Origin of the sequence: Christiangramia portivictoriae DSM 23547, assembly GCF_000423045.1 — a bacterium.
GTDB classification, from domain to species: Bacteria; Bacteroidota; Bacteroidia; order Flavobacteriales; family Flavobacteriaceae; genus Christiangramia; species Christiangramia portivictoriae.
Genome location: NZ_KE383972.1, coordinates 513889 through 533526 on the forward strand (window position 1 = coordinate 513889; position 19638 = coordinate 533526).

At 38.6% G+C, this 19638-nt stretch carries 21 protein-coding genes; 8 read left to right on the forward strand and 13 right to left on the reverse strand.

What is annotated here, in order from left to right; translation table 11 throughout:
* Positions 1-92: 92 nt before the first annotated feature.
* The 10 genes from sucD to G529_RS0115010 all read right to left on the reverse strand — a co-directional run bounded on the left by sucD (position 93) and on the right by G529_RS0115010 (position 9831).
* Positions 93-968 carry a succinate--CoA ligase subunit alpha gene (gene sucD / locus G529_RS0114965; protein WP_026916301.1) on the reverse strand — a complete coding sequence of 292 codons (876 nt, stop codon included), beginning with the start codon at positions 966-968 and terminating at the stop codon, positions 93-95.
* Between the two features lie 151 nt (positions 969-1119).
* Positions 1120-2988, reverse strand: coding sequence for a M56 family metallopeptidase (locus G529_RS16310; protein ID WP_051201476.1), 1869 nt, complete (start codon positions 2986-2988; stop codon positions 1120-1122).
* Position 2989: 1 nt separating this feature from the next.
* Complete coding sequence (locus G529_RS0114975; protein WP_026916302.1) at positions 2990-3355, reverse strand: BlaI/MecI/CopY family transcriptional regulator; 366 nt, start codon at positions 3353-3355, stop codon at positions 2990-2992.
* A gap of 108 nt (positions 3356-3463) precedes the next feature.
* Complete coding sequence (locus tag G529_RS0114980; RefSeq protein ID WP_026916303.1) at positions 3464-3859, reverse strand: nuclear transport factor 2 family protein; 396 nt, start codon at positions 3857-3859, stop codon at positions 3464-3466.
* A gap of 5 nt (positions 3860-3864) precedes the next feature.
* Positions 3865-4794 (reverse strand): UDP-3-O-(3-hydroxymyristoyl)glucosamine N-acyltransferase, encoded by a 930-nt coding sequence (locus tag G529_RS0114985; protein WP_026916304.1) that lies wholly within the window; start codon positions 4792-4794, stop codon positions 3865-3867.
* Between the two features lie 3 nt (positions 4795-4797).
* Positions 4798-5364, reverse strand: coding sequence for an elongation factor P (gene efp / locus G529_RS0114990; protein WP_026916305.1), 567 nt, complete (start codon positions 5362-5364; stop codon positions 4798-4800).
* Positions 5365-5370: 6 nt separating this feature from the next.
* Entirely contained in the window at positions 5371-6156 is a 786-nt protein-coding gene (lpxA, locus tag G529_RS0114995) for an acyl-ACP--UDP-N-acetylglucosamine O-acyltransferase (protein WP_026916306.1), read from the reverse strand.
* A 5-nt stretch (positions 6157-6161) separates the two neighbouring features.
* A complete protein-coding gene (locus G529_RS0115000) occupies positions 6162-7559 on the reverse strand; it encodes a bifunctional UDP-3-O-[3-hydroxymyristoyl] N-acetylglucosamine deacetylase/3-hydroxyacyl-ACP dehydratase (RefSeq protein ID WP_026916307.1) in 1398 nt (465 codons plus the stop codon).
* Positions 7552-8577 (reverse strand): UDP-3-O-(3-hydroxymyristoyl)glucosamine N-acyltransferase, encoded by a 1026-nt coding sequence (gene lpxD / locus G529_RS0115005; RefSeq protein WP_026916308.1) that lies wholly within the window; start codon positions 8575-8577, stop codon positions 7552-7554. Before lpxD ends, G529_RS0115000 begins: the two co-directional genes overlap by 8 nt.
* A 24-nt stretch (positions 8578-8601) precedes the next feature.
* Positions 8602-9831: an HD domain-containing protein gene (locus tag G529_RS0115010; RefSeq protein ID WP_026916309.1), complete on the reverse strand. Its 1230-nt coding sequence runs from the start codon at positions 9829-9831 to the stop codon at positions 8602-8604.
* A gap of 107 nt (positions 9832-9938) precedes the next feature.
* Here G529_RS0115010 and porX point away from each other — a divergent pair, with 107 nt between their 5' ends.
* From porX to G529_RS0115035, 6 genes are all read left to right on the forward strand, one after another.
* Positions 9939-11489 carry a T9SS response regulator signal transducer PorX gene (porX, locus tag G529_RS0115015; RefSeq protein WP_026916310.1) on the forward strand — a complete coding sequence of 517 codons (1551 nt, stop codon included), beginning with the start codon at positions 9939-9941 and terminating at the stop codon, positions 11487-11489.
* Positions 11490-11618: 129 nt separating this feature from the next.
* Complete coding sequence (gene tsaE / locus G529_RS0115020; RefSeq protein ID WP_026916311.1) at positions 11619-12023, forward strand: tRNA (adenosine(37)-N6)-threonylcarbamoyltransferase complex ATPase subunit type 1 TsaE; 405 nt, start codon at positions 11619-11621, stop codon at positions 12021-12023.
* Between the two features lie 279 nt (positions 12024-12302).
* Positions 12303-12449 carry a hypothetical protein gene (locus G529_RS16575; RefSeq protein ID WP_157514692.1) on the forward strand — a complete coding sequence of 49 codons (147 nt, stop codon included), beginning with the start codon at positions 12303-12305 and terminating at the stop codon, positions 12447-12449.
* A 316-nt stretch (positions 12450-12765) separates the two neighbouring features.
* Complete coding sequence (locus G529_RS16755) at positions 12766-12990, forward strand: hypothetical protein (RefSeq protein ID WP_245566942.1); 225 nt, start codon at positions 12766-12768, stop codon at positions 12988-12990.
* A 55-nt stretch (positions 12991-13045) separates the two neighbouring features.
* The gene (locus G529_RS0115030; protein WP_026916313.1) at positions 13046-14248 is read left to right on the forward strand and encodes an alanine dehydrogenase; all 1203 of its coding nucleotides are present in this window, start codon (positions 13046-13048) and stop codon (positions 14246-14248) included.
* 3 nt (positions 14249-14251) lie between these two features.
* Positions 14252-14632 (forward strand): DUF4258 domain-containing protein, encoded by a 381-nt coding sequence (locus tag G529_RS0115035; protein WP_026916314.1) that lies wholly within the window; start codon positions 14252-14254, stop codon positions 14630-14632.
* 18 nt (positions 14633-14650) lie between these two features.
* Here G529_RS0115035 and bcp read toward each other — a convergent pair whose 3' ends face one another.
* The gene (gene bcp / locus G529_RS0115040; RefSeq protein WP_026916315.1) at positions 14651-15103 is read right to left on the reverse strand and encodes a thioredoxin-dependent thiol peroxidase; all 453 of its coding nucleotides are present in this window, start codon (positions 15101-15103) and stop codon (positions 14651-14653) included.
* Between the two features lie 31 nt (positions 15104-15134).
* On the opposite strand from bcp, the gene G529_RS0115045 reads away from it, so the two are divergent.
* A complete protein-coding gene (locus tag G529_RS0115045) occupies positions 15135-15794 on the forward strand; it encodes an endonuclease III domain-containing protein (protein ID WP_026916316.1) in 660 nt (219 codons plus the stop codon).
* 28 nt (positions 15795-15822) lie between these two features.
* Here G529_RS0115045 and G529_RS16630 read toward each other — a convergent pair whose 3' ends face one another.
* Both G529_RS16630 and G529_RS0115055 read right to left on the reverse strand, forming a co-directional pair.
* Positions 15823-15975 (reverse strand): hypothetical protein, encoded by a 153-nt coding sequence (locus tag G529_RS16630; RefSeq protein ID WP_169513798.1) that lies wholly within the window; start codon positions 15973-15975, stop codon positions 15823-15825.
* 58 nt (positions 15976-16033) lie between these two features.
* On the reverse strand, positions 16034-16618 hold the full coding sequence (locus tag G529_RS0115055) for an RNA polymerase sigma factor (RefSeq protein WP_026916317.1): 585 nt from the start codon (positions 16616-16618) through the stop codon (positions 16034-16036).
* Positions 16619-16840: 222 nt separating this feature from the next.
* Between G529_RS0115055 and uvrA the strand changes: the two genes are divergently transcribed.
* Positions 16841-19630 (forward strand): excinuclease ABC subunit UvrA, encoded by a 2790-nt coding sequence (gene uvrA / locus G529_RS0115060; RefSeq protein ID WP_026916318.1) that lies wholly within the window; start codon positions 16841-16843, stop codon positions 19628-19630.
* Positions 19631-19638 lie beyond the last annotated feature (8 nt).

Genomic DNA, 19638 nt, shown 5'->3' on the forward strand with positions numbered 1-19638 from the left:
ATTGTCTTTTCAAATATAGCAAAAGCCCAATGCTTTGCATAAAAAAACCCTTCTTAGCGTCTAAGAAGGGTTTTATATAAATTCGGGTTTGCTTATCCTTTAAGAACTTCAGCAACCTTCATCCCTATTTCAGCAGGCGAATCAACCACATGGATTCCATTCTCCTTTAAAATTTTCTTTTTGGCCTGAGCGGTATCTTCGCTTCCTCCAACGATCGCACCAGCATGTCCCATGGTACGTCCCGCAGGAGCAGTTTCACCAGCGATAAATCCAACAACCGGTTTTTTGTTACCGTTTTGCTTTACCCATTGTGCAGCATCTGCTTCCAACTGACCTCCAATTTCACCGATCATAACGATGCATTCAGTTTCATCATCGTTCATCAATAATTCCACTGCCTCTTTCGTAGTAGTCCCAATAATTGGATCTCCACCAATTCCAATGGCAGTAGTAATTCCAAGACCTTGTTTTACAACCTGGTCTGCAGCTTCGTAAGTAAGTGTACCAGATTTAGATACGATTCCTACTTTTCCTTTTTTGAATACGAAACCTGGCATGATACCAACTTTCGCCTCTCCCGGAGTGATCACACCTGGACAGTTAGGTCCAATAAGTCTGCAATCACGGTCTTTAATATAATCTGAAGCTTTTACCATGTCTGATACAGGTATACCTTCAGTAATTGTAATAATCACTTTAATTCCAGCATCGGCAGCTTCCATAATGGCATCTGCAGCAAAAGCTGGCGGTACGAAAATGATAGAAACATCTGCTCCAACCTGCTCTACAGCTTCAGAAACTGTATTGAAAACTGGCTTGTCAAGATGCTTTTGTCCTCCTTTACCAGGAGTAACTCCACCAACTACATTTGTACCGTATTCTATCATTTGTTCAGCATGGAAAGTACCTTCACTACCGGTAAAACCCTGCACGATTACTTTAGAATCTTTATTGACTAAAACGCTCATAAGTGTCTTTTAATTTTGGAACACAAAAGTATGTTTTTAAATATAAAACCTAAAGTCATTTTATAGATTATTGTAAGAAAAAACCATAAAGTTGATATAAAATTAATCTTAAATGAAAAATCCCGATGAGTCTACATCGGGATTTCTAAATTTATCTACTTCCAGTAATTTTTATGTATCCTTCGGAATCTCCCGTTTGATGCACATGAATATTTGTATAATTATTGGATTCAATAGTTCTCTTTGCTTTCCCGACAGAAACCTTTTTTTCATTCAGGTAAAAAGAGCCTCCTTCAAGTTGAATTTCCTCCAGCGTTTTTAAAGGATCTGGAGCCGCTGGTGGTGCTGGTGGGTTTGGTACCGACGTTTGTGATAACCTTCCGGCCTTCGTAGCCTTAGGACTTTTGGGAGGTTTTGGTGGTTTTGGAGCCTGTTGTGTTTTCACTGACTTTGGCGGTTTTGGCGGTTTTGAAGACTGATGATCTTCACCATGATGTCCTGGAGGGGGCGGCGGAAGTATGTCATGACCGCTAACTCTAGACATTCTGCTTTTTCTGAATTCGTCATTTAGCATTTCCATAAAGCCTGGTGCAGGATCTGTGACTTGCATTCTAAAATTGAACGCTTCAAGCTCTTCATCTGTTCTTCCTTCTGAAAGCTTATCCAAAATTTCACTTAACTTATCAGGATTCGTATTTACTCCGTTCACTCGAAGCCTGTTACCAATTACCTGAATGCTGAATAGATTTTTTCTGGTTTCTTTAAAATCGCTTTTTGAGCGTTTAGAGACTGGCTCTCTGCCTTCTATAGACCGTACTGGTGGCGGAGGAGGTGGTGGTGTTCCAGCTGTATCTGGAATGCTTGGCGCTAAAAATTCAGTTCCCGAAATTCTGGATAGTTCTGTTTTACGATACTCCGCATTAAGTTTTTCAATAAAACCGGTAGTTGAATTAGCGAAATCTGCATAAAAGTATGGATATTTCAGCTGCCATTCGTTCCAGTTCTTTGTAACCTTATCCAACTCCTCTGCAAAATTTTCAAGGGAAACAGGCTGATCGTACAAAAGAATATCTTCATTGTTCACAGTGATATTAACCGACTTTTTCTTCTGAAGTTCGATCAATTCAAGGCTCTCATCAATAGACAGCACTGGTTTCGCTACAATTTCCTCATTGAAAGTGTAGATGCAGCCGCCAAGAATTGGTGCCAGCAGCAGCATTTTCATACTCAGTCGTCTGGCTGAAAGATTTTTTGTCATCATAAGTATTCGTTTTTTGATTAATGAATGATTAATGGGACTAGCCAGAACATTAGGTTCCTGTCCCCGGCTGTAACCTAAAAGAAGCTCACTATAATCTCTCAGGTTTTGATGTTTATTAAGCACCTGCTCATCGGCAAGGAACTCGTGATTTAATTTGACACTCTTTTTGATAAAAATGAACAAAGGGTTAAACCAGAAAATTACATGCATCAATTCCAGAAGTAGCAAGTCCCAGGAATGCTTCTGGTCTACATGCGCTTTTTCATGTGCAATTACTGCTTCTGAAATTTCTGAACTCTCAAACTCACTTTTTCTGAAGAATATGTAATGTAGGAAACTAAAAGGATTTGTCGCGGTGAGTAGCAGCACATAGATATATGGCAAATCTTCTTTTCGCTCTGCAGACTTTATTATTCGAAGCATTTTATTGATATTCCGAAGAAACCGGAATAAGAATATTATAAATCCAACGAGATAAACTGTCAGCCAAATTGTATTTCCATGCTGCTCATAAAAACCTGGGTCTGAAACGACAGATGAATTCTGGGTCTGGGTAATTATCATAGAAGGTTCTTCAGTAATGTCTGGAGCTGCAACCTCGTATGAGAAACTGATAAGCGGCAGGATAGCTGATAATATCAGAATAAAGAGCAGGTAAAAACGCTTGAACATGTTGGACTTTTCAGCTTCCAGGAAAATTTTATAGAAACCGAAAAGGACCACTAAACAGCCCGCAGATTTTAAGACATACTCCAGCATCTCAGTCCTTTTTTAATTTATCATCAATCAGTTTTCTCAATTTTTTCAGCTCTTCATCTGTAAGATCGGTCTCTTCTGTAAAAAATGAAGCAAACTGAGCGGCTGAGTTGTCAAAGAAGGATTTGATCATTCCATTCATTCTCTTCGAAAAATAGGTTTTCTTACTCACTATGGGATAATATTCCCTCGACCTGCCTATTTGCTCATAGGCGACAAAACGTTTATCCTGCATTCTTCTAAGCAAAGTTGCAATAGTCGTCGTAGCAGGTTTGGGATCTGGATAAGCTTCAATGAGATCCTTCATAAATGCTCTCTCCTTTTTCCAGAGGTGTTGCATTAATTCTTCTTCAGCATTCGAAAGTGACATAAAGCTATAGATTGATTCTCTACAAATGTAGAATAAATATTTATTTCTACAAACATAGAATGAAAATATTATAAAAAAACCCTCTATGGTTAAGAGGGTTAAAAAATTTTAGGACCAGGGATCTTCGTCGATCTCTTCACCAAGCTGACTTATCTGTACTCCTTTGAATAGCTTTCCGTCTTTGAGTTCCCACATCGCGACGAAATGCGCCAGTGGCATTTCTTCTTCAGGGTTTTCAATGGTACGTACGAAATAGGTGAAATGAATTGCAGCTTCACTGCCGTTGGAGATGATCTTTTCAGTCTCAGCTCGTAATGATTCGTATGTTTCTGAAATCTCTCTGGTAATCTCAGAAATACCTTCCAGGTTTAATTTTCTGAATCCTGTAGAACCGTACCAACGTAACTCAACATCTTCATGAAGATAAGCCTTTAAAACCTCCTCATCTTTGTAGAAATTGGATTCGTAAAATTTGGATACAATATCTTTAGTCTCTAGATCCATAAATCTTATTTTAATTTTTTGACAATCTCCGGCAACTGTTTGATCGCCGCATATTCTCTTAGTTTTGTTCGTACTTCACCAAAAGGCGTGCCCCAATAAGTGGTACCAGGTTCGGTATCTTTTGAAACGCCGCATTGTGCCATTAAAACCGTTCCGGTAGCAATTCGAACATCGCTTCTAATTCCAACCTGTCCCCAGATAGTGACATCATCTTCTACCACCACACAACCTGCAATTCCAATTTGAGATGCTAATAAACAATTTTTTCCGATAATAGTATCATGCCCTATCTGAATTAAATTATCCAGCTTGGAACCCTGCCCTATAGTAGTATCTCCAGTTACACCACGATCTATCGAACAATTGGTGCCAATTTCGACCTGATCTTCCACCACTACTCTACCACCAGATAGTAATTTATCAAAACCTTCCGACCGCTTTTTATAATAAAAAGCATCTCCTCCAAGCACCGTTCCACTATGAATGATCACATGATCACCAATCACGCAATTATCGCCAATAGTCACATTTGCGTGGATCAAACAGTTCTTGCCAATAGTAACATTGTTGCCTATAACGGCATTAGGCTGCACGACTGAACCCTCTCCTATCCTGGCAGATTCTGCAATGCTCGTGTGAAGTTTTGCAAATGGTTTAAAAAATCGTGTTAGCTTATTAAAATCACGAAAGGGATCATCAGAAATCAGCAAGGCTTTCCCTTCTGGACAGTCTACTTCTTTATTGATAAGAATTACCGTTGCTGCAGAACTCAAGGCTTTATCATAGTACTTCGGGTGATCTACGAATACGATATCTCCTGGATTTACCACGTGGATTTCATTCATGCCCAGAACAGGAAAATCTGCTGGACCTACAAATGAACAATCCAAAAGTTCTGCAATTTGGGAAAGCTTGTGTTCTTGAGGGAACTTCATAAATTACTCCTTAATTCTCTCTTTATAGGTACCTTTTTCAGTCTCGATCTTAATCTTGTCTCCTTCATTAATAAACAAGGGTACGTTCACCTCATATCCAGTTTCTACGGTTGCAGGTTTAGTCGCATTGGTAGCTGTATTACCTTTAACTCCTGGTTCAGTATGCGTAACTTCCAGGACAACACTTCCTGGCATTTCTACTGAAAGTGGCATATTATCTTCTGTATTGATAAGGATCGTAACCACTTCGCCTTCCTTCAAAAGCTTCGGCATATCCAGGGCATTTTCTGTAAGCCTGATCTGTGTATAATCCTCCACGTTCATGAAATGAAAGAATTCACCATCTTCATAAAGAAACTGAAACTTATGAGTTTCAACACGAATATCTTCGATCTTATGCCCTGCGGAAAATGTATTATCAAGAACTTTCCCTGTAGTAACACTTTTCAACTTGGTTCTAACAAAGGCAGGACCTTTTCCCGGTTTTACATGTAAAAATTCAATGATCTTATAAATATCGTGATTATAACGAATACATAGACCATTTCTAATATCACTGGTAGTAGCCATAAATTTTTAATTTGAACTGAAGTATCCTTTCATGATACCCCTTTGTGAGTTTTTAATAAATTCTAATATTTCGTCCCTTTCTGCGGTTGCCTGCATTTCAGCTTCGATGATCGCGACCGCTTGGGTATTGTTATAGTTTTTCTGATACAAAATCCTGTAGATATCCTGGATTTCCCTGATCTTTTCCGTAGAAAAACCTCTTCTTCTTAGTCCGATGGAATTAATCCCAACGTAACTCAAAGGTTCCCTACCTGCCTTTACAAATGGCGGAACATCTTTTCTCACCATGGATCCTCCGGTAACGAAAGCATGCTTACCAATACTGCAAAACTGCTGGATCGCTGCCATTCCCGCTAGAACCACATGATCTCCAACGTTTATATGTCCGGCCAGGGTACTGTTATTCGAAAAAATGCAGTTATCTCCAACAATACAGTCATGAGCCACATGGCAATACGCCATAATCCAGCAGTTGTTTCCAATCACTGTCTTCATTCTATCTGTAGTTCCCCTGTTAATGGTCACACATTCCCGAATGGTAGTGTTATCGCCAATTACAGTAAGCGTATCTTCGTCGTTGAATTTCTTGTCCTGAGGCACCGCTGAAATAACCGCTCCTGGAAAAATACTACAATTCTTACCAATACGCGCACCTTCCATGATGCTAACATTGGAACCAATCCAGGTACCTTCTCCAATCACTACATTATTATGTATGGTCGCGAAAGGTTCGATCACCACGTTCTTGGCGATCTTGGCTCCCGGATGCACATATGCTAAAGGTTGGTTCATAGTTATTATTTTGATTTTACAATTTGTGCCATCAGGATAGCTTCAGTCGCTAATTGTCCATTTACATAGGCATAACCCTGCATCTGGCATATCCCCCGACGAATTGGAGCCAGTAACTCCAACTTGAATATTAGGGTATCTCCAGGCACTACCTGTCTTTTAAACTTTACATTATCGATCTTCATAAAGAAGGTTAGATAATTTTCAGGATCCGGCACCGATTTCAGTGCGAGTATACCACCGGTTTGAGCCATCGCCTCTACCTGTAATACTCCTGGCATGACTGGTTTTCCCGGGAAGTGGCCCACGAAGAATGGTTCGTTCATGGTTACATTCTTCATCCCGATCACGTGACTATCTGTAAGCTCGTAGATCTTGTCTACCAAAAGAAACGGAGATCTGTGCGGGAGCGTATTCATAATATCGTTCACATCCATTAAAGGAGGTTGTGAAAGATCGATCTTAGGAACATTATTTCGTTTTTCAGCCTTGATGACCTTGGCTAATTTTTTAGCAAATTCGGTATTAATAAAATGACCAGGTTTGGTCGCGATGATCTTACCTCTAATTCTTGTACCAGCCAGAGCCACATCTCCAATCACATCCAGCAGTTTGTGTCTTGCTGCTTCATTTGGATGATGTAAGGTCAGGTTGTCCAGAATCCCGTTAGGTTTAACTGAAATATCATCTCTATCGAAAGCCACTCTCAGTTTCTCTAGAGTATTTTCACTAATCTCCTTGTCTACGTATACAATAGCATTATTAAGGTCCCCCCCTTTAATAAGCCCATGCTCCAGTAAAGTTTCTATTTCATGCAGAAAACTAAATGTCCTGGAATCGGCAATCTCCGTCTTAAATTCTGAAATGTGCTCGATAGAAGCATTCTGAGTACCCAGTACTTTCGTTCCAAAATCAACCATGGTCGTCACCTGGTATTCATCTGCAGGCATTAGTATAATTTCTGAACCATTATCATCACGATAGCAAATGATGTCGGTCACAACAAATTCATCTCTGTCTTCTTCCTGTTCTTCAGTACCAGCTTTCTCAAGAGCTTCTACAAAAAATTTGGACGAACCATCCATAATTGGAGGTTCAGGAGCGTTCAGCTCGATGTATAAGTTATCAATTTCCAGTCCTACACATGCAGCTAGCACATGTTCTGAAGTCTGTATGGTCACACCCTTTTTATCAAGATTGGTTCCACGCTGTGTATTCACAACATAGTTCACATCTGCCTCTACTTCTGGCGACCCTTCCAGATCTGTTCTTCTGAAAACGTATCCGGTATTTACCGGCGCTGGTTTAAACGTCAGCGTTACTTCTTTTCCAGTATGCAGGCCAACGCCCTCAAGAGAAATCTCTTCCCTTATGGTTCTTTGTTTTGAAACCTTATTAGCCATTATTAATCTTTTTTTCCAGTTGGTGAATTAAATTCATAGTTTTAGGTAGGTTTTTGAAATGTATATAGGATTTATTGTAATCGCCGTAACCAAATGCCGGTGATCCCTGAAGCATTTCGTCATCCTTGATATCTCTACCTATCCCAGATTGTGCCTGTATCTTGACACGATTTCCTATCGTTAAGTGACCGGCGATACCAACCTGACCTCCAATAAGGCAATTCTTACCGATCTTGGTAGACCCGGCTACACCCGTTTGTGCGGCAATGGCTGTATTTTCACCAATTTCCACGTTATGCGCTATTTGTATATGATTGTCCAGTTTCACACCTTTTCTAATAATCGTGGAACCTAAAGTTGCCCGATCTATGGTGGTCCCGGCACCAATGTCTACATGATCTTCTATAATCACATTTCCAATTTGAGGAACCTTGCTGTAAGCACCGGTTTCTTCAGGACTAAATCCAAAACCATCAGCGCCCACGACAGCACCACTGTGAATGGTCACATCATTGCCAATGATACTTTCAGAATAGATCTTCACTCCGGCAAAGATGGTGGTGTTGTCTCCTATCTGTACATTATCACCTATATAAGCATTCGGATAGATCTTTACATTTTCACCCAGTTTTACCTGGTCTCCTATATATGCAAAAGCACCGAGATAAAGTCCGTCACCGTAAGTGGCAGATTCAGCTACAAAACTGGGATTTTCGATTCCCGACTTATTCAATTTGATCTGGTTGTAATATTCCAGTAAAGTTGAAAAAGCCTTGTAGGCATCCTTTACTTTAATTAGAGTGGTATTTACCGTTTGCTCAACTTCGAAGTCTTCATTAACGATCGTAACGCTGGCGTTCGTAGTATACAAAAAGCTATTATATTTAGGATTACTTAGAAAGGTGAGAGAGCCTTCACTCCCCTCTTCTATTTTGGCAAGTTCAGAAACTTCGGCTTCCGGATTCCCTTCCACCGTACCTTCCAATATCTCGGCAATTTGTTTTGCTTTAAATTTCATTCTGGCAAAAGTAAAAAAAATGAACTAATCTTTAACTTTTGGATAACACATATAGTATTTGGTCACTGTATTCGTAAGAGCTTTGAGATTAAACTGGTCTGAAACCTTTACTACATCGCATATTTTACCATTTTTATGTAAAATATTTATATTATCCTTTTCTCTTTTGTAGGCCAGATTTGCAATCTCGCCATCGAATACAAAATAGGACGCTTCTTTTTCTGAAATATTATATTTTTTCTGAAGCGCTTTTTTGCGTTGTTCCAGTTTTTCCCTTGATGGACGCTTCTTTTTGATCTTACTCTTCAGAAGCTTACGATTAATGATCATTTCACAGAGATTACTGAGCACAAAATCTTCTGAATACATCCATTCTTTCATCGCTGAGATCACGTCATTATCATCCAGCCTTGAAAACATTTCCAATGTGTGAGCATCAAAATGCTGTCGCTCCACTTTATTCTGAAGAAAATACAATAGGCTACCACTTGCGTGCAACTGATGGCCATCGTCTATTAATTCCTTGGCGCGTTTCAAAACTCGAATAAGCAATTGCTCTGCCGCCAGACTGGTTTTATGCAAATAGACCTGCCAGTACATCAAACGCCTTCCTATCAAAAATTTTTCTACGGAATAAATACCCTTTTCCTCTACCACCAATTCATCATTTACCACATTAAGCATGGTGATAAGGCGTTCGCTATTGATATTCCCTTCTACAGCACCAGTATAGAAACTATCGCGTTTCAGGTAATCCAGACGGTCCATGTCCATCTGACTGCTAATTAACTGATTCATAAATTTACGCTCATAACTACCCTTAAAGATCTGAATCGCCAGAGTTAAACTTTGGTTAAATTCAGCATTCATCTGTTCCATGAACAACAGTGAAATAGTTTCATGATCTACTCCTTCCACCAGGCTGTGCTCCATCGCATGACTAAAAGGACCATGCCCGATGTCATGCATTAGAATAGCAATAAGTAAAGCCTCTTCTTCTTTATCTGAAATCTCTACGCCTTTAATTCTTAGTATTCTAACAGCCTTCAACATTAGGTGCACACAGCCCAGAGCATGATGAAATCTGGTATGATGGGCACCAGGATAGACCAGATAGGATAAACCCATCTGGGAAATTCTTCGTAGTCTCTGGAAATATGGATGCTCGATGATCTTAAAGATCCGTTCATTGGGAATGGTAATAAAACCGTAAATTGGATCGTTTAATATTTTGAGTTTAGTTTGTGAAGCCAAGCTTTTATGATCTAATGTTCAAAACAAAGATACATATATGAACTTAGCCGCGGTAATAAGTTCTGTTTCAATTATAATGGTTCTCTTCGGAAGCCATAACAATCAAAATTATGACGATAAAGATTCTTTGGGTCGATGATGAAATTGACCTTTTAAAACCACATATATTATTTCTTCAGAAGAAAAACTACGAGGTACAAACCTGTAAAAGTGGAACTGAAGCGCTGGAACTGATCGAAGAGGAAAATTTTGACATTATTTTCCTGGACGAAAATATGCCTGGTCTTACCGGTTTGGAAACCCTGGCTGAAATCAAAGAGCGCCGGGAAACGGTTCCAGTGGTAATGATCACTAAAAGTGAAGAGGAATATATAATGGAAGAAGCGATAGGCTCAAAGATCGCAGATTATCTAATCAAGCCGGTTAATCCTAATCAGATCTTGCTGAGTTTAAAGAAAAATCTGGATCACTCCCGACTCATTTCTGAAAAAACTACATCTAACTACCAGCAGGAATTTCGAAAAATAGCCATGGAATTATCTCAGGTGAACTCTTATGAGGAATGGGTTGATCTATATCAGAAATTGATCTACTGGGAAATTCAGTTAGAAGAAATAGAAGACTCAGGTATGTTCGAAATCTTGGAATCTCAGAAACAGGAAGCAAACAACCAGTTCTTTAAGTTTATTTCAAGGAACTATGAAGATTGGTTTCAACAGGGAGGTGAGCCTCCAGTGATGTCTCATACTTTATTTCAGAAAAAAATACTGCCGGAAATCAAATCTGGAGAACCAACATTACTAGTGGTCGTCGATAATTTAAGATATGACCAATGGAAATCTCTGGAGCCAATTGTTACCACGCATTACAAGAAAGAAAAGGAAGATGCCTACTTCAGTATTTTACCAACCGCAACTCAATATGCACGAAACGCTATTTTCTCCGGAATGATGCCAAGTGAGATGGAAAAGCTATTTCCAGAATATTGGAAGAACGATACTGAAGAAGGAGGTAAAAATTTACACGAAGCTGATTTCTTAAGAGAGCAATTAAAACGTTTAGGAAAAGATCTCAGATATGAGTATCACAAGATCACCAGTTTAAAGGCAGGAAGAAAACTGGCAGATAATTTCAAAAGTCAGAAATCCAACGATCTTACGGTAGTTGTTTACAATTTTGTGGATATGCTCTCTCATTCTAAGACCGAAATGGAGGTGATCAAGGAGCTTGCTTCTAATGACAAGTCCTATCGCAGTCTAACTCAAAGCTGGTTTAAGAATTCACCCTTGCTGGATATTATCCAAAAAGCACAGCAACAAGGTTTTAAATTGATCATTACCACAGATCATGGAACGATAAATGTGAAGAATCCTTCAAAGGTCATTGGTGATAAGAATACAAGTTTGAACCTAAGATACAAAACAGGCAGGAGTCTGACTTACGAGAACAAGGAAGTGTTTGCTATAGAGAACCCAAAATCAGTTCATCTACCAACCATTAATATGAGTAGCTCTTATATATTCGCCAAGGAAGATCTGTTCTTTGCATATCCTAATAATTTCAATCATTATGTAAGCTATTATAAGAATACATATCAGCATGGAGGAATTTCGTTAGAAGAAGTTGTAATCCCGTTTGTAGTCTTAAATCCAAAATAATCGATAAACGGCATTTATATAGGTTGAAATACATGCTTCTTCATTGTACTTATTTGAATATCAAAAACATACGGCGGTATAACCTTTTTTTATATATCTTTATCATCCCAAATCTGACATTTTGAATTTATGGAGTTAACCTACGAACTTCACGAACTGGATCGAGCGGTAGAACACATTCTACAGAACACAAAGAGTAGAACACTACTTTTCTACGGCGAGATGGGTGCAGGCAAGACGACTCTTATAAAAGAGTTAGCAAGAGCACTTGGCGTCCAGGACGCCGTTTCCAGTCCTACGTTTTCATTAGTTAACCATTACGAGTCAGATCAGGGTGCGGTATATCATTTCGATTTTTATAGAATTGAATCTGATATTGAAGCATTAGATATAGGATTTGAAGATTATCTTGATTCTGGAGACTGGAATTTCATAGAATGGCCTCAAAAAGTAGGGAAACTACTTAGCGAAGACCATCAAAAAGTGCATATTCGGGTAGCTTCGGAAAATTCAAGAGTGTTAAACTTAAGTTAACGAAATCAAAAAAAGTGAAATTCGCTGCTAAAAAAAGTTTGTAAGAATATTATTACTTTTAGAGATATTTTATAAACCTGATTTAATAATTTATATTCGTTAAACGATTTATAAACAGATTTAAACTAACATATTTAAAGTTTTAAAAGCGATTTTTCAGGTATTTTATGCCCTGAAAAAGGGCGCAAAGGTACGATTAATGTTTTAAACCACAGGATTTTAAGTTGTTCTATGTTTGTCTCAGAACAAAACGAAACAACCATATTAAAATCTTATATTATGAAACTTAAAGCAGTACTTTTCGCAGCAGCAATATTTGGAGCAGGATTTTTTGTAACTTCAACTACAAATGAAAACGACACCAAGAATGAAATTCAAAAACAAGCTGTCGACAGAAGGCTCATCAGGGTTCCTACTAACGGGTAGTATTATCGCAATATTTATTGCTTTTACACCATACTTGTTTTATATATATGAAATTTTCCCAAACGGGCCCGTTTGGGAAACTTCTTTTTTTACATATGAGTCTAAATATTATCTAGATGTTTTAACTGCCGCTTGGACTTATACTAGCAAGCTGGTCCCTCTCTCCTTGCTTTTGATATGGTTCTTTACCTGCAAACATTGGTGGTATCATGTGATTTTGGTACCTCTAATAATGTATACCTATCAGCTTCTATCAGTATTTTATGAAGATGTTTATCTAGATGTAATTGCAATGGACAGTGGTGACTTAGTGTTCATGGCTCCATTCTTCATCATTATTCTATCAATTGTATATCTAGTACGTATAAAAATTTTCGATAGAATTTATGGATTGGATCTCTCAGAATTAGATGAAACTGAAGTTTCTGTATTTTCCAATATTTCGGATAAAGACCGAAAAGAATTAAAAGAGTTCCAGGAATATGATGAACACCTGGAACACTCCAATGTACTTGTTGAAGACTACTACCGTAAACTTTAGTTTATATTTTCCAATTCCATATTAAGTTGTAATTTAACTGCTTTAACCAATCACTATGGGCAAACAGCAGGTTTCACCTTTTACTAAAGAACAACTAATACCACAGGAAGAAACTCTTGAAATCTACAAGAAAAAAGGTGAGTTATTCATAGGCATCCCGAAGGAAACCGCATACCAGGAAAAAAGGATATGTTTAAGTCCAGATGCGGTTGCTGCCATCACCGCACATGGCCATCGAGTGATGATAGAATCTGGCGCTGGGAAATGGGCCCGGTTTAGTGATAAGGATTATTCAGATGCCGGGGCAGAAATCACCAAAGACACTCGAAAGGTATTCTCCTGCCCTACTATATTAAAAATCGAACCGCCATCTCTGGAGGAACTCGAGAGTATTAATCCGCAAACAACAATTATTTCTGCCCTCCAGATTAAAACCCAATGCAAAGAATATTTTCAGAAGCTGGCAGAGAAAAGAATTACCGCTCTTGGCTTTGAATTTATACGGGATGACGATGGCTCCTATCCAATTGTAAGAGCCTTAAGCGAGATTGCCGGAACAGCCTCTGTACTTATAGCATCAGAGATCATGAGTAATCATGCAGATGGAAACGGACTCATGTTTGGAAATATTAGCGGGGTTCCACCCGTAGAGGTGGTCATCATAGGCGCGGGCACCGTAGGTGAATTTGCAACCAGATCTGCTATTGGTTTAGGAGCCGGTGTTAAGGTCTTTGATTCTTCGCTAACAAAACTCCGAAATATTCAGGCAAATCTTAGCAATACATTCTATACCAGTACCATCCAACCAAAAAATTTATCAAAAGCTCTCAAACGTGCAGATGTTGTGATTGGTGCTGTTCGAGGCAAAGATCGCAGTCCGGTGTTAATTACCGAGAATATGGTGCAAAGCATGAAAAGAGGAGCAGTCATCATTGATGTAAGCATCGATATGGGTGGTTGTGTAGAAACCAGCGAAATCACCAGTCACGATGAACCTATTTTTACCAAGCATAATGTAATTCATTATTGCGTTCCCAATATTCCTTCCAGGTATGCCAGAACCAGTTCTCTCTCAATTAGTAATATTTTCACTCCTTATTTACTACACATTGGTGAAGAAGGCGGACTGGAAAATACATTAAGATTTGATCGTGGTTTACGCAATGGTTTGTACTTTTACCACGGAATTTTGACCAACAAATCGATAGCAGAATGGTTCAATCTTTCCTACCGTGATATAAATCTTCTGATTTTTTAATTAATGAAACTGATACATCGCTTTGGCTATTTTGGCATCGGACTATTCTTCGGAATTGTGCTTTTAATTTTCTTTCTAGGTGGCAAGAATGCATCCTGCGATTATTCTCCGAATGCCCGTGTACTCAAAAACATAAAGATCAAAGAAAGAAAATGGTCTCAAGAATCTTTAAGTTTCTTCCAGGATCAAAAAATAGATACTTCCTACATTTCTGAAGTACTGGAAAAAGGCGATGTTGACTTCAACTTAAGTGATACCGACGCGAAACCATGTAATGTTTATTTTGTTACCGGAACTCGTGAAACCCAAGAATTAGAATTCAGAATCCAGAATTGCGATAGTATTGCTACGATTCAGAAAGTAAAAATTAGAACGGTCGAATAAATTCGACCGTTTTATAAACTATTCCATGATTTGCTCTGCGTGAGCCTTGGTTTTCACCTTTTCTATCACCTCTTCAATTATTCCATTTTCATCAATAATAAAGGTAGTACGGTGAATACCTTCATATTCCTTTCCCATAAATTTTTTGGGTCCCCAAACTCCGTAAGCCTGGATTACTTTTTTATCCTCATCGGCCAATAAAGGATATTTAAATTCATACTTGTTTCTGAAGTTTTGCTGCCTTTTTTTGGAATCGGCACTAACACCCAGAATATCATAGCCTTTAGCACTCATCGCTTCATAGTTGTCACTTAGATTGCAGGCTTCTGCAGTACAACCAGGCGTACTAGCCTTCGGGTAAAAAAATAAAACAAGCTTTTTACCTTTATAATCACTTAATGCGATGTTATTACCATCCTGATCTTCAGCTTTAAAATCGGGTGCCTTGTCCCCGGCCTTTAATGTTGTCATAATTCTTACTTTTGCTTAAAAATAATGCTTTATGACCAAAAAGGAAAAGGTTCAGTTTGTTATTGATACGCTGAATGAAATTTATCCTGAAATTCCAATTCCTCTGGATCACAAAGATCCCTACACCTTATTGATCGCTGTTTTGCTTTCAGCACAAAGTACAGATGTAAAGGTGAATCAAATCACACCTTTGCTATTTGAAATCGCAGATACACCTGAAAAAATGGTAAAATTAAGCGTCGAAGAGATTCGGGAGATCATTAAACCTGTTGGGCTGTCGCCCATGAAGTCTAAAGGAATTCATGGACTTTCCCAGATACTTCTCGATAAGTACGATGGACAGGTCCCAAAGAGCATTGAAGCCTTGGAAGAACTTCCGGCAGTTGGTCACAAAACCGCCAGTGTGGTAGTTGCTCAGGCATTTAATATACCTGCATTCCCTGTGGATACCCATATTCACCGACTCATGTATCGCTGGAATTTAACCAATGGGAAGAATGTGGTACAGACTGAAAAAGATGCAAAAAGACTATTCCCGGAAGATCTCTGGAACCGCCTTCATTTGCAAATTATCTGGTATGGCAGGCAATATTCACCGGCACGTGGCTGGAACCTGGATAAAGATATCATTACCAAAACTATAGGAAGAAAAAGCGTCATAGCCGAATACAACAAAAAGGCAAAAAAATAAAACCTGCCATTTGATGACAGGTTTCTTACTAGTTGAGAAGTGTTTCAAACTTCATGTTTCGATATTCAACGACTTCCAAAGCTTTAGAATAATTGAGTAAAAACTCTATTGTTTCTTTTGCTGGTTGTGGTTGAACATTTTTTGCTTCTTTCGAAGATTTTTTAAAGTAGAGTTTCCCCATATGTCGTTATCTTTTGGTATTTATAGATTAACGACATTCACTTCATATTATTGCGAAATTAGTTCGTTAAGATTAAATTTCGTTTCTCGATTATTTTACGAAGATTGATCAAAGCATAACGCATTCTACCCAAAGCCGTATTAATGCTTACACCTGTACGGTCTGAAATTTCCTTAAAACTCATGTCCTTGTAAATTCTCATGGTTAGCACTTCCAATTGATCTTCCGGCAGCTCTTTAATTAGTTCCTGCACATCAGACTCGATCTGTTCTTTTATAATCTGAGTTTCTGCGTTGTGGTTACCATCGCTAAGAACTGAGAAAATATTGAAGTCTCCACTATTGTCAAACTTGGGCATTCTCTTGTTTCTTCGGAAATGGTCGATTACAAGATTATGTGCAATTCTCATCACCCAGGGAAGAAATTTACCTTCTTCGTTATATTTACCGCGCTTCAATGTTCGAATAACTTTTATAAAGGTATCCTGAAAAATATCTTCAGAGATATCTTTATCGTAGACCTTTGAATAAATAAAGCTGTAAATTCTTTGTTGATGACGACTAATAAGAGTTCCTAGTGCGTTCTCGTTTCCTTCCAGATAATCACGTACAAGTGAGGCATCGGTGACCTTAGTGTTATTCATACCAGTTACTTTAAATTTCAGGAACAGATCCTGAGGTTAGGTTATTTAGAGTTTAAAAGTAACTGTGTTGTATAGGCGTATAAATATTGGTTATGCACCAAATATAGCAACTAAAATTTGAGAAATGCAAACAAAAGCTTAATATTTTAACAATACTATAGGCTTTTCTCAGCTTTCCACTCCGCTTGATAATGAGTAACTTTGCAGCCTTATAAAGAGAGAATGACTGTAGATATAGCCAATGTTGACCCGAAGAAAAATATTGTTATTAAAGGTGCAAAACTGCACAACCTTAAGAACATAAATGCAATTATTCCAAGAAACAAGCTTGTTGTAATTACAGGACTATCCGGCTCGGGAAAGTCCAGTCTTGCATTTGATACACTTTACGCGGAAGGTCAGCGGCGCTATGTGGAAAGTCTTAGCTCTTATGCCAGGCAATTCCTGGGAAGACTGAACAAGCCTAAAGTTGATTCGATCAAAGGGATTGCTCCTGCAATTGCCATTGAACAAAAAGTCAATTCAACAAACCCAAGATCCACGGTTGGTACTTCTACTGAAATTTATGATTATCTAAAATTATTATTTGCCAGAATCGGTAGGACCTATTCTCCAGTTTCTGGTAACGAAGTCAAAAAGGATACTGTTACAGATGTAATTAACTATGTAAAGGCATTTCCTGAGCGTGAGAAACTACTTCTGCTCGCTCCTATACATCTGGAAGAGGGACGTTCACTGGAAAATAAGATTAAAGTGCTGGCTCAACAGGGCTATAGCAGGATTAAAACGGGTGATTCGGTTGTACGTATTGATGAGACCGATCTAACTTCAGCGAAAATTGATGACACATTTCTAGTTGTAGATCGTATTATCACAAAAGATGAAGAAGATTTTTTTAATCGACTGGCAGACGCCGTCGAAGCAGCATTTTTTGAAGGTAAGGGTGAATTGTATATAGAGAGAATATCAGATAACAGCTCAAGACACTTCAGCAATAAATTCGAATTGGACGGCATTAGTTTCCTGGAGCCAAATGTACATTTGTTCAGCTTCAATAATCCATATGGAGCCTGTCCAAAATGTGAAGGCTATGGGGATGTTATTGGAATCGATGAAGATTTGGTGATACCTAATACTGGTTTGTCGATTTATGAAAATGCGATTTTCCCATGGCGAGGTGATAGTATGAGCTGGTACAAAGATCAATTGATCAAGAACTCTCACAAATTCGATTTTCCTGTACATAAACCATACTTCGAGCTAACGGAGGAACAGAAAGATCTGGTCTGGAATGGTAATCAATATTTCGAAGGATTGAACCAGTTTTTTGAATTTCTGGAAAGTAAAGCGTATAAAATTCAGAATCGGGTGATGCTTTCCAGGTATCGTGGAAAAACAAAATGTTCCGCCTGTAAAGGGAAACGTCTTCGACAGGAAGCCCATTATGTAAAAATTAATGGTCATAATATTACAGACCTGGTTGAAAAACCTTTGGACAAAGTTCGGGCATTCTTTGAAGATCTTCACCTCAATGAATATGAAGAGACAATTGCCAAAAGACTACTTCAGGAGATAAGAAACCGACTTCAATTTCTGTCCAATGTAGGTCTTGACTATCTTACTTTGAATCGTAAATCCAATACGCTTTCTGGTGGTGAATCTCAAAGGATCAACCTGGCTACATCTCTTGGTAGCAGTCTCGTGGGTTCTATGTATATTCTTGATGAACCTTCTATTGGTTTACATCCTAAAGACACAGAAAAATTGATTGGGGTGCTACAACATTTAAGGGATCTTGGGAACACGGTCATTGTAGTAGAACACGATGAGGAGATCATGAACGCGGCAGATGAGATTATCGATATTGGACCGGAAGCTGGAACCAATGGCGGCCAAGTAGTTGCTACGGGTAATCTTAAAGAAATTCTCAAGTCCAATTCCCTTACTGCTGAATATCTGAACGGTAAAAAGACCATTGAAGTCCCCGCAAAAAGAAGAACTTCCAAAAATTTTATCAAAATTCTTGGAGCAAGGGAAAACAACCTTAAAAATATAGACGTTCAGATTCCATTAGGTGTATTTACGGCCATCACAGGGGTTTCAGGAAGTGGTAAAAGTACCCTGGTTAAAAGGATATTTTATCCCGCCATTCAGAAAGAATTGGGAGGCTACGGGGAAAAAGCAGGTCAGTTTTCTGGAATTGAGGGAAATTTTAAAAATCTTGGAAGTGTCGAGTTCGTGGATCAAAATCCAATTGGTAGATCTTCAAGATCGAATCCGGTGACATACATTAAAGCATACGATGATATCCGCAATCTTTTTGCTTCTCAGAGACTGGCAAAATTACGCGGATTTCAGCCAAAACATTTTTCCTTTAATGTAGACGGTGGAAGGTGTGAAACCTGTAAAGGAGAAGGCGAAGTGACCATTGAAATGCAATTTATGGCAGATGTCCACCTGGAGTGTGAGACCTGTAATGGTAAGCGTTTTAAAAAGGATGTACTGGAAGTAAACTTTCACGATAAGAATATCGATGATGTACTGAATATGACCATCGATGATGCAACCGCATTTTTTGAAGATCATGATCAGGATAAGATCGTCAAAAAATTGAAGCCATTGAAGGATGTAGGATTGGGTTATGTGCAATTGGGACAAAGCTCTTCTACTCTTTCTGGTGGTGAAGCGCAGCGAATCAAACTGGCATCTTTCTTAGTAAAAGGAACCACAAAAAGCAAGGCTCTTTTCATTTTTGACGAACCAACTACAGGTTTACATTTTCATGATATCAAAAAGTTGTTGAAATCCTTCAATGCACTCATTTCCAAAGGTCATTCAGTCGTGGTAATAGAACATAACATGGATCTTGTAAAATGTGCAGATCATGTGATCGATCTGGGACCTGTAGGTGGAGAAAACGGTGGTTATTTAATTGCCACTGGTACTCCGGAAGAAGTTGCTAGAGATAAAAATTCAGTAACCTCCCCATATCTTCTAGAAAAATTAAAATAACTCAACCT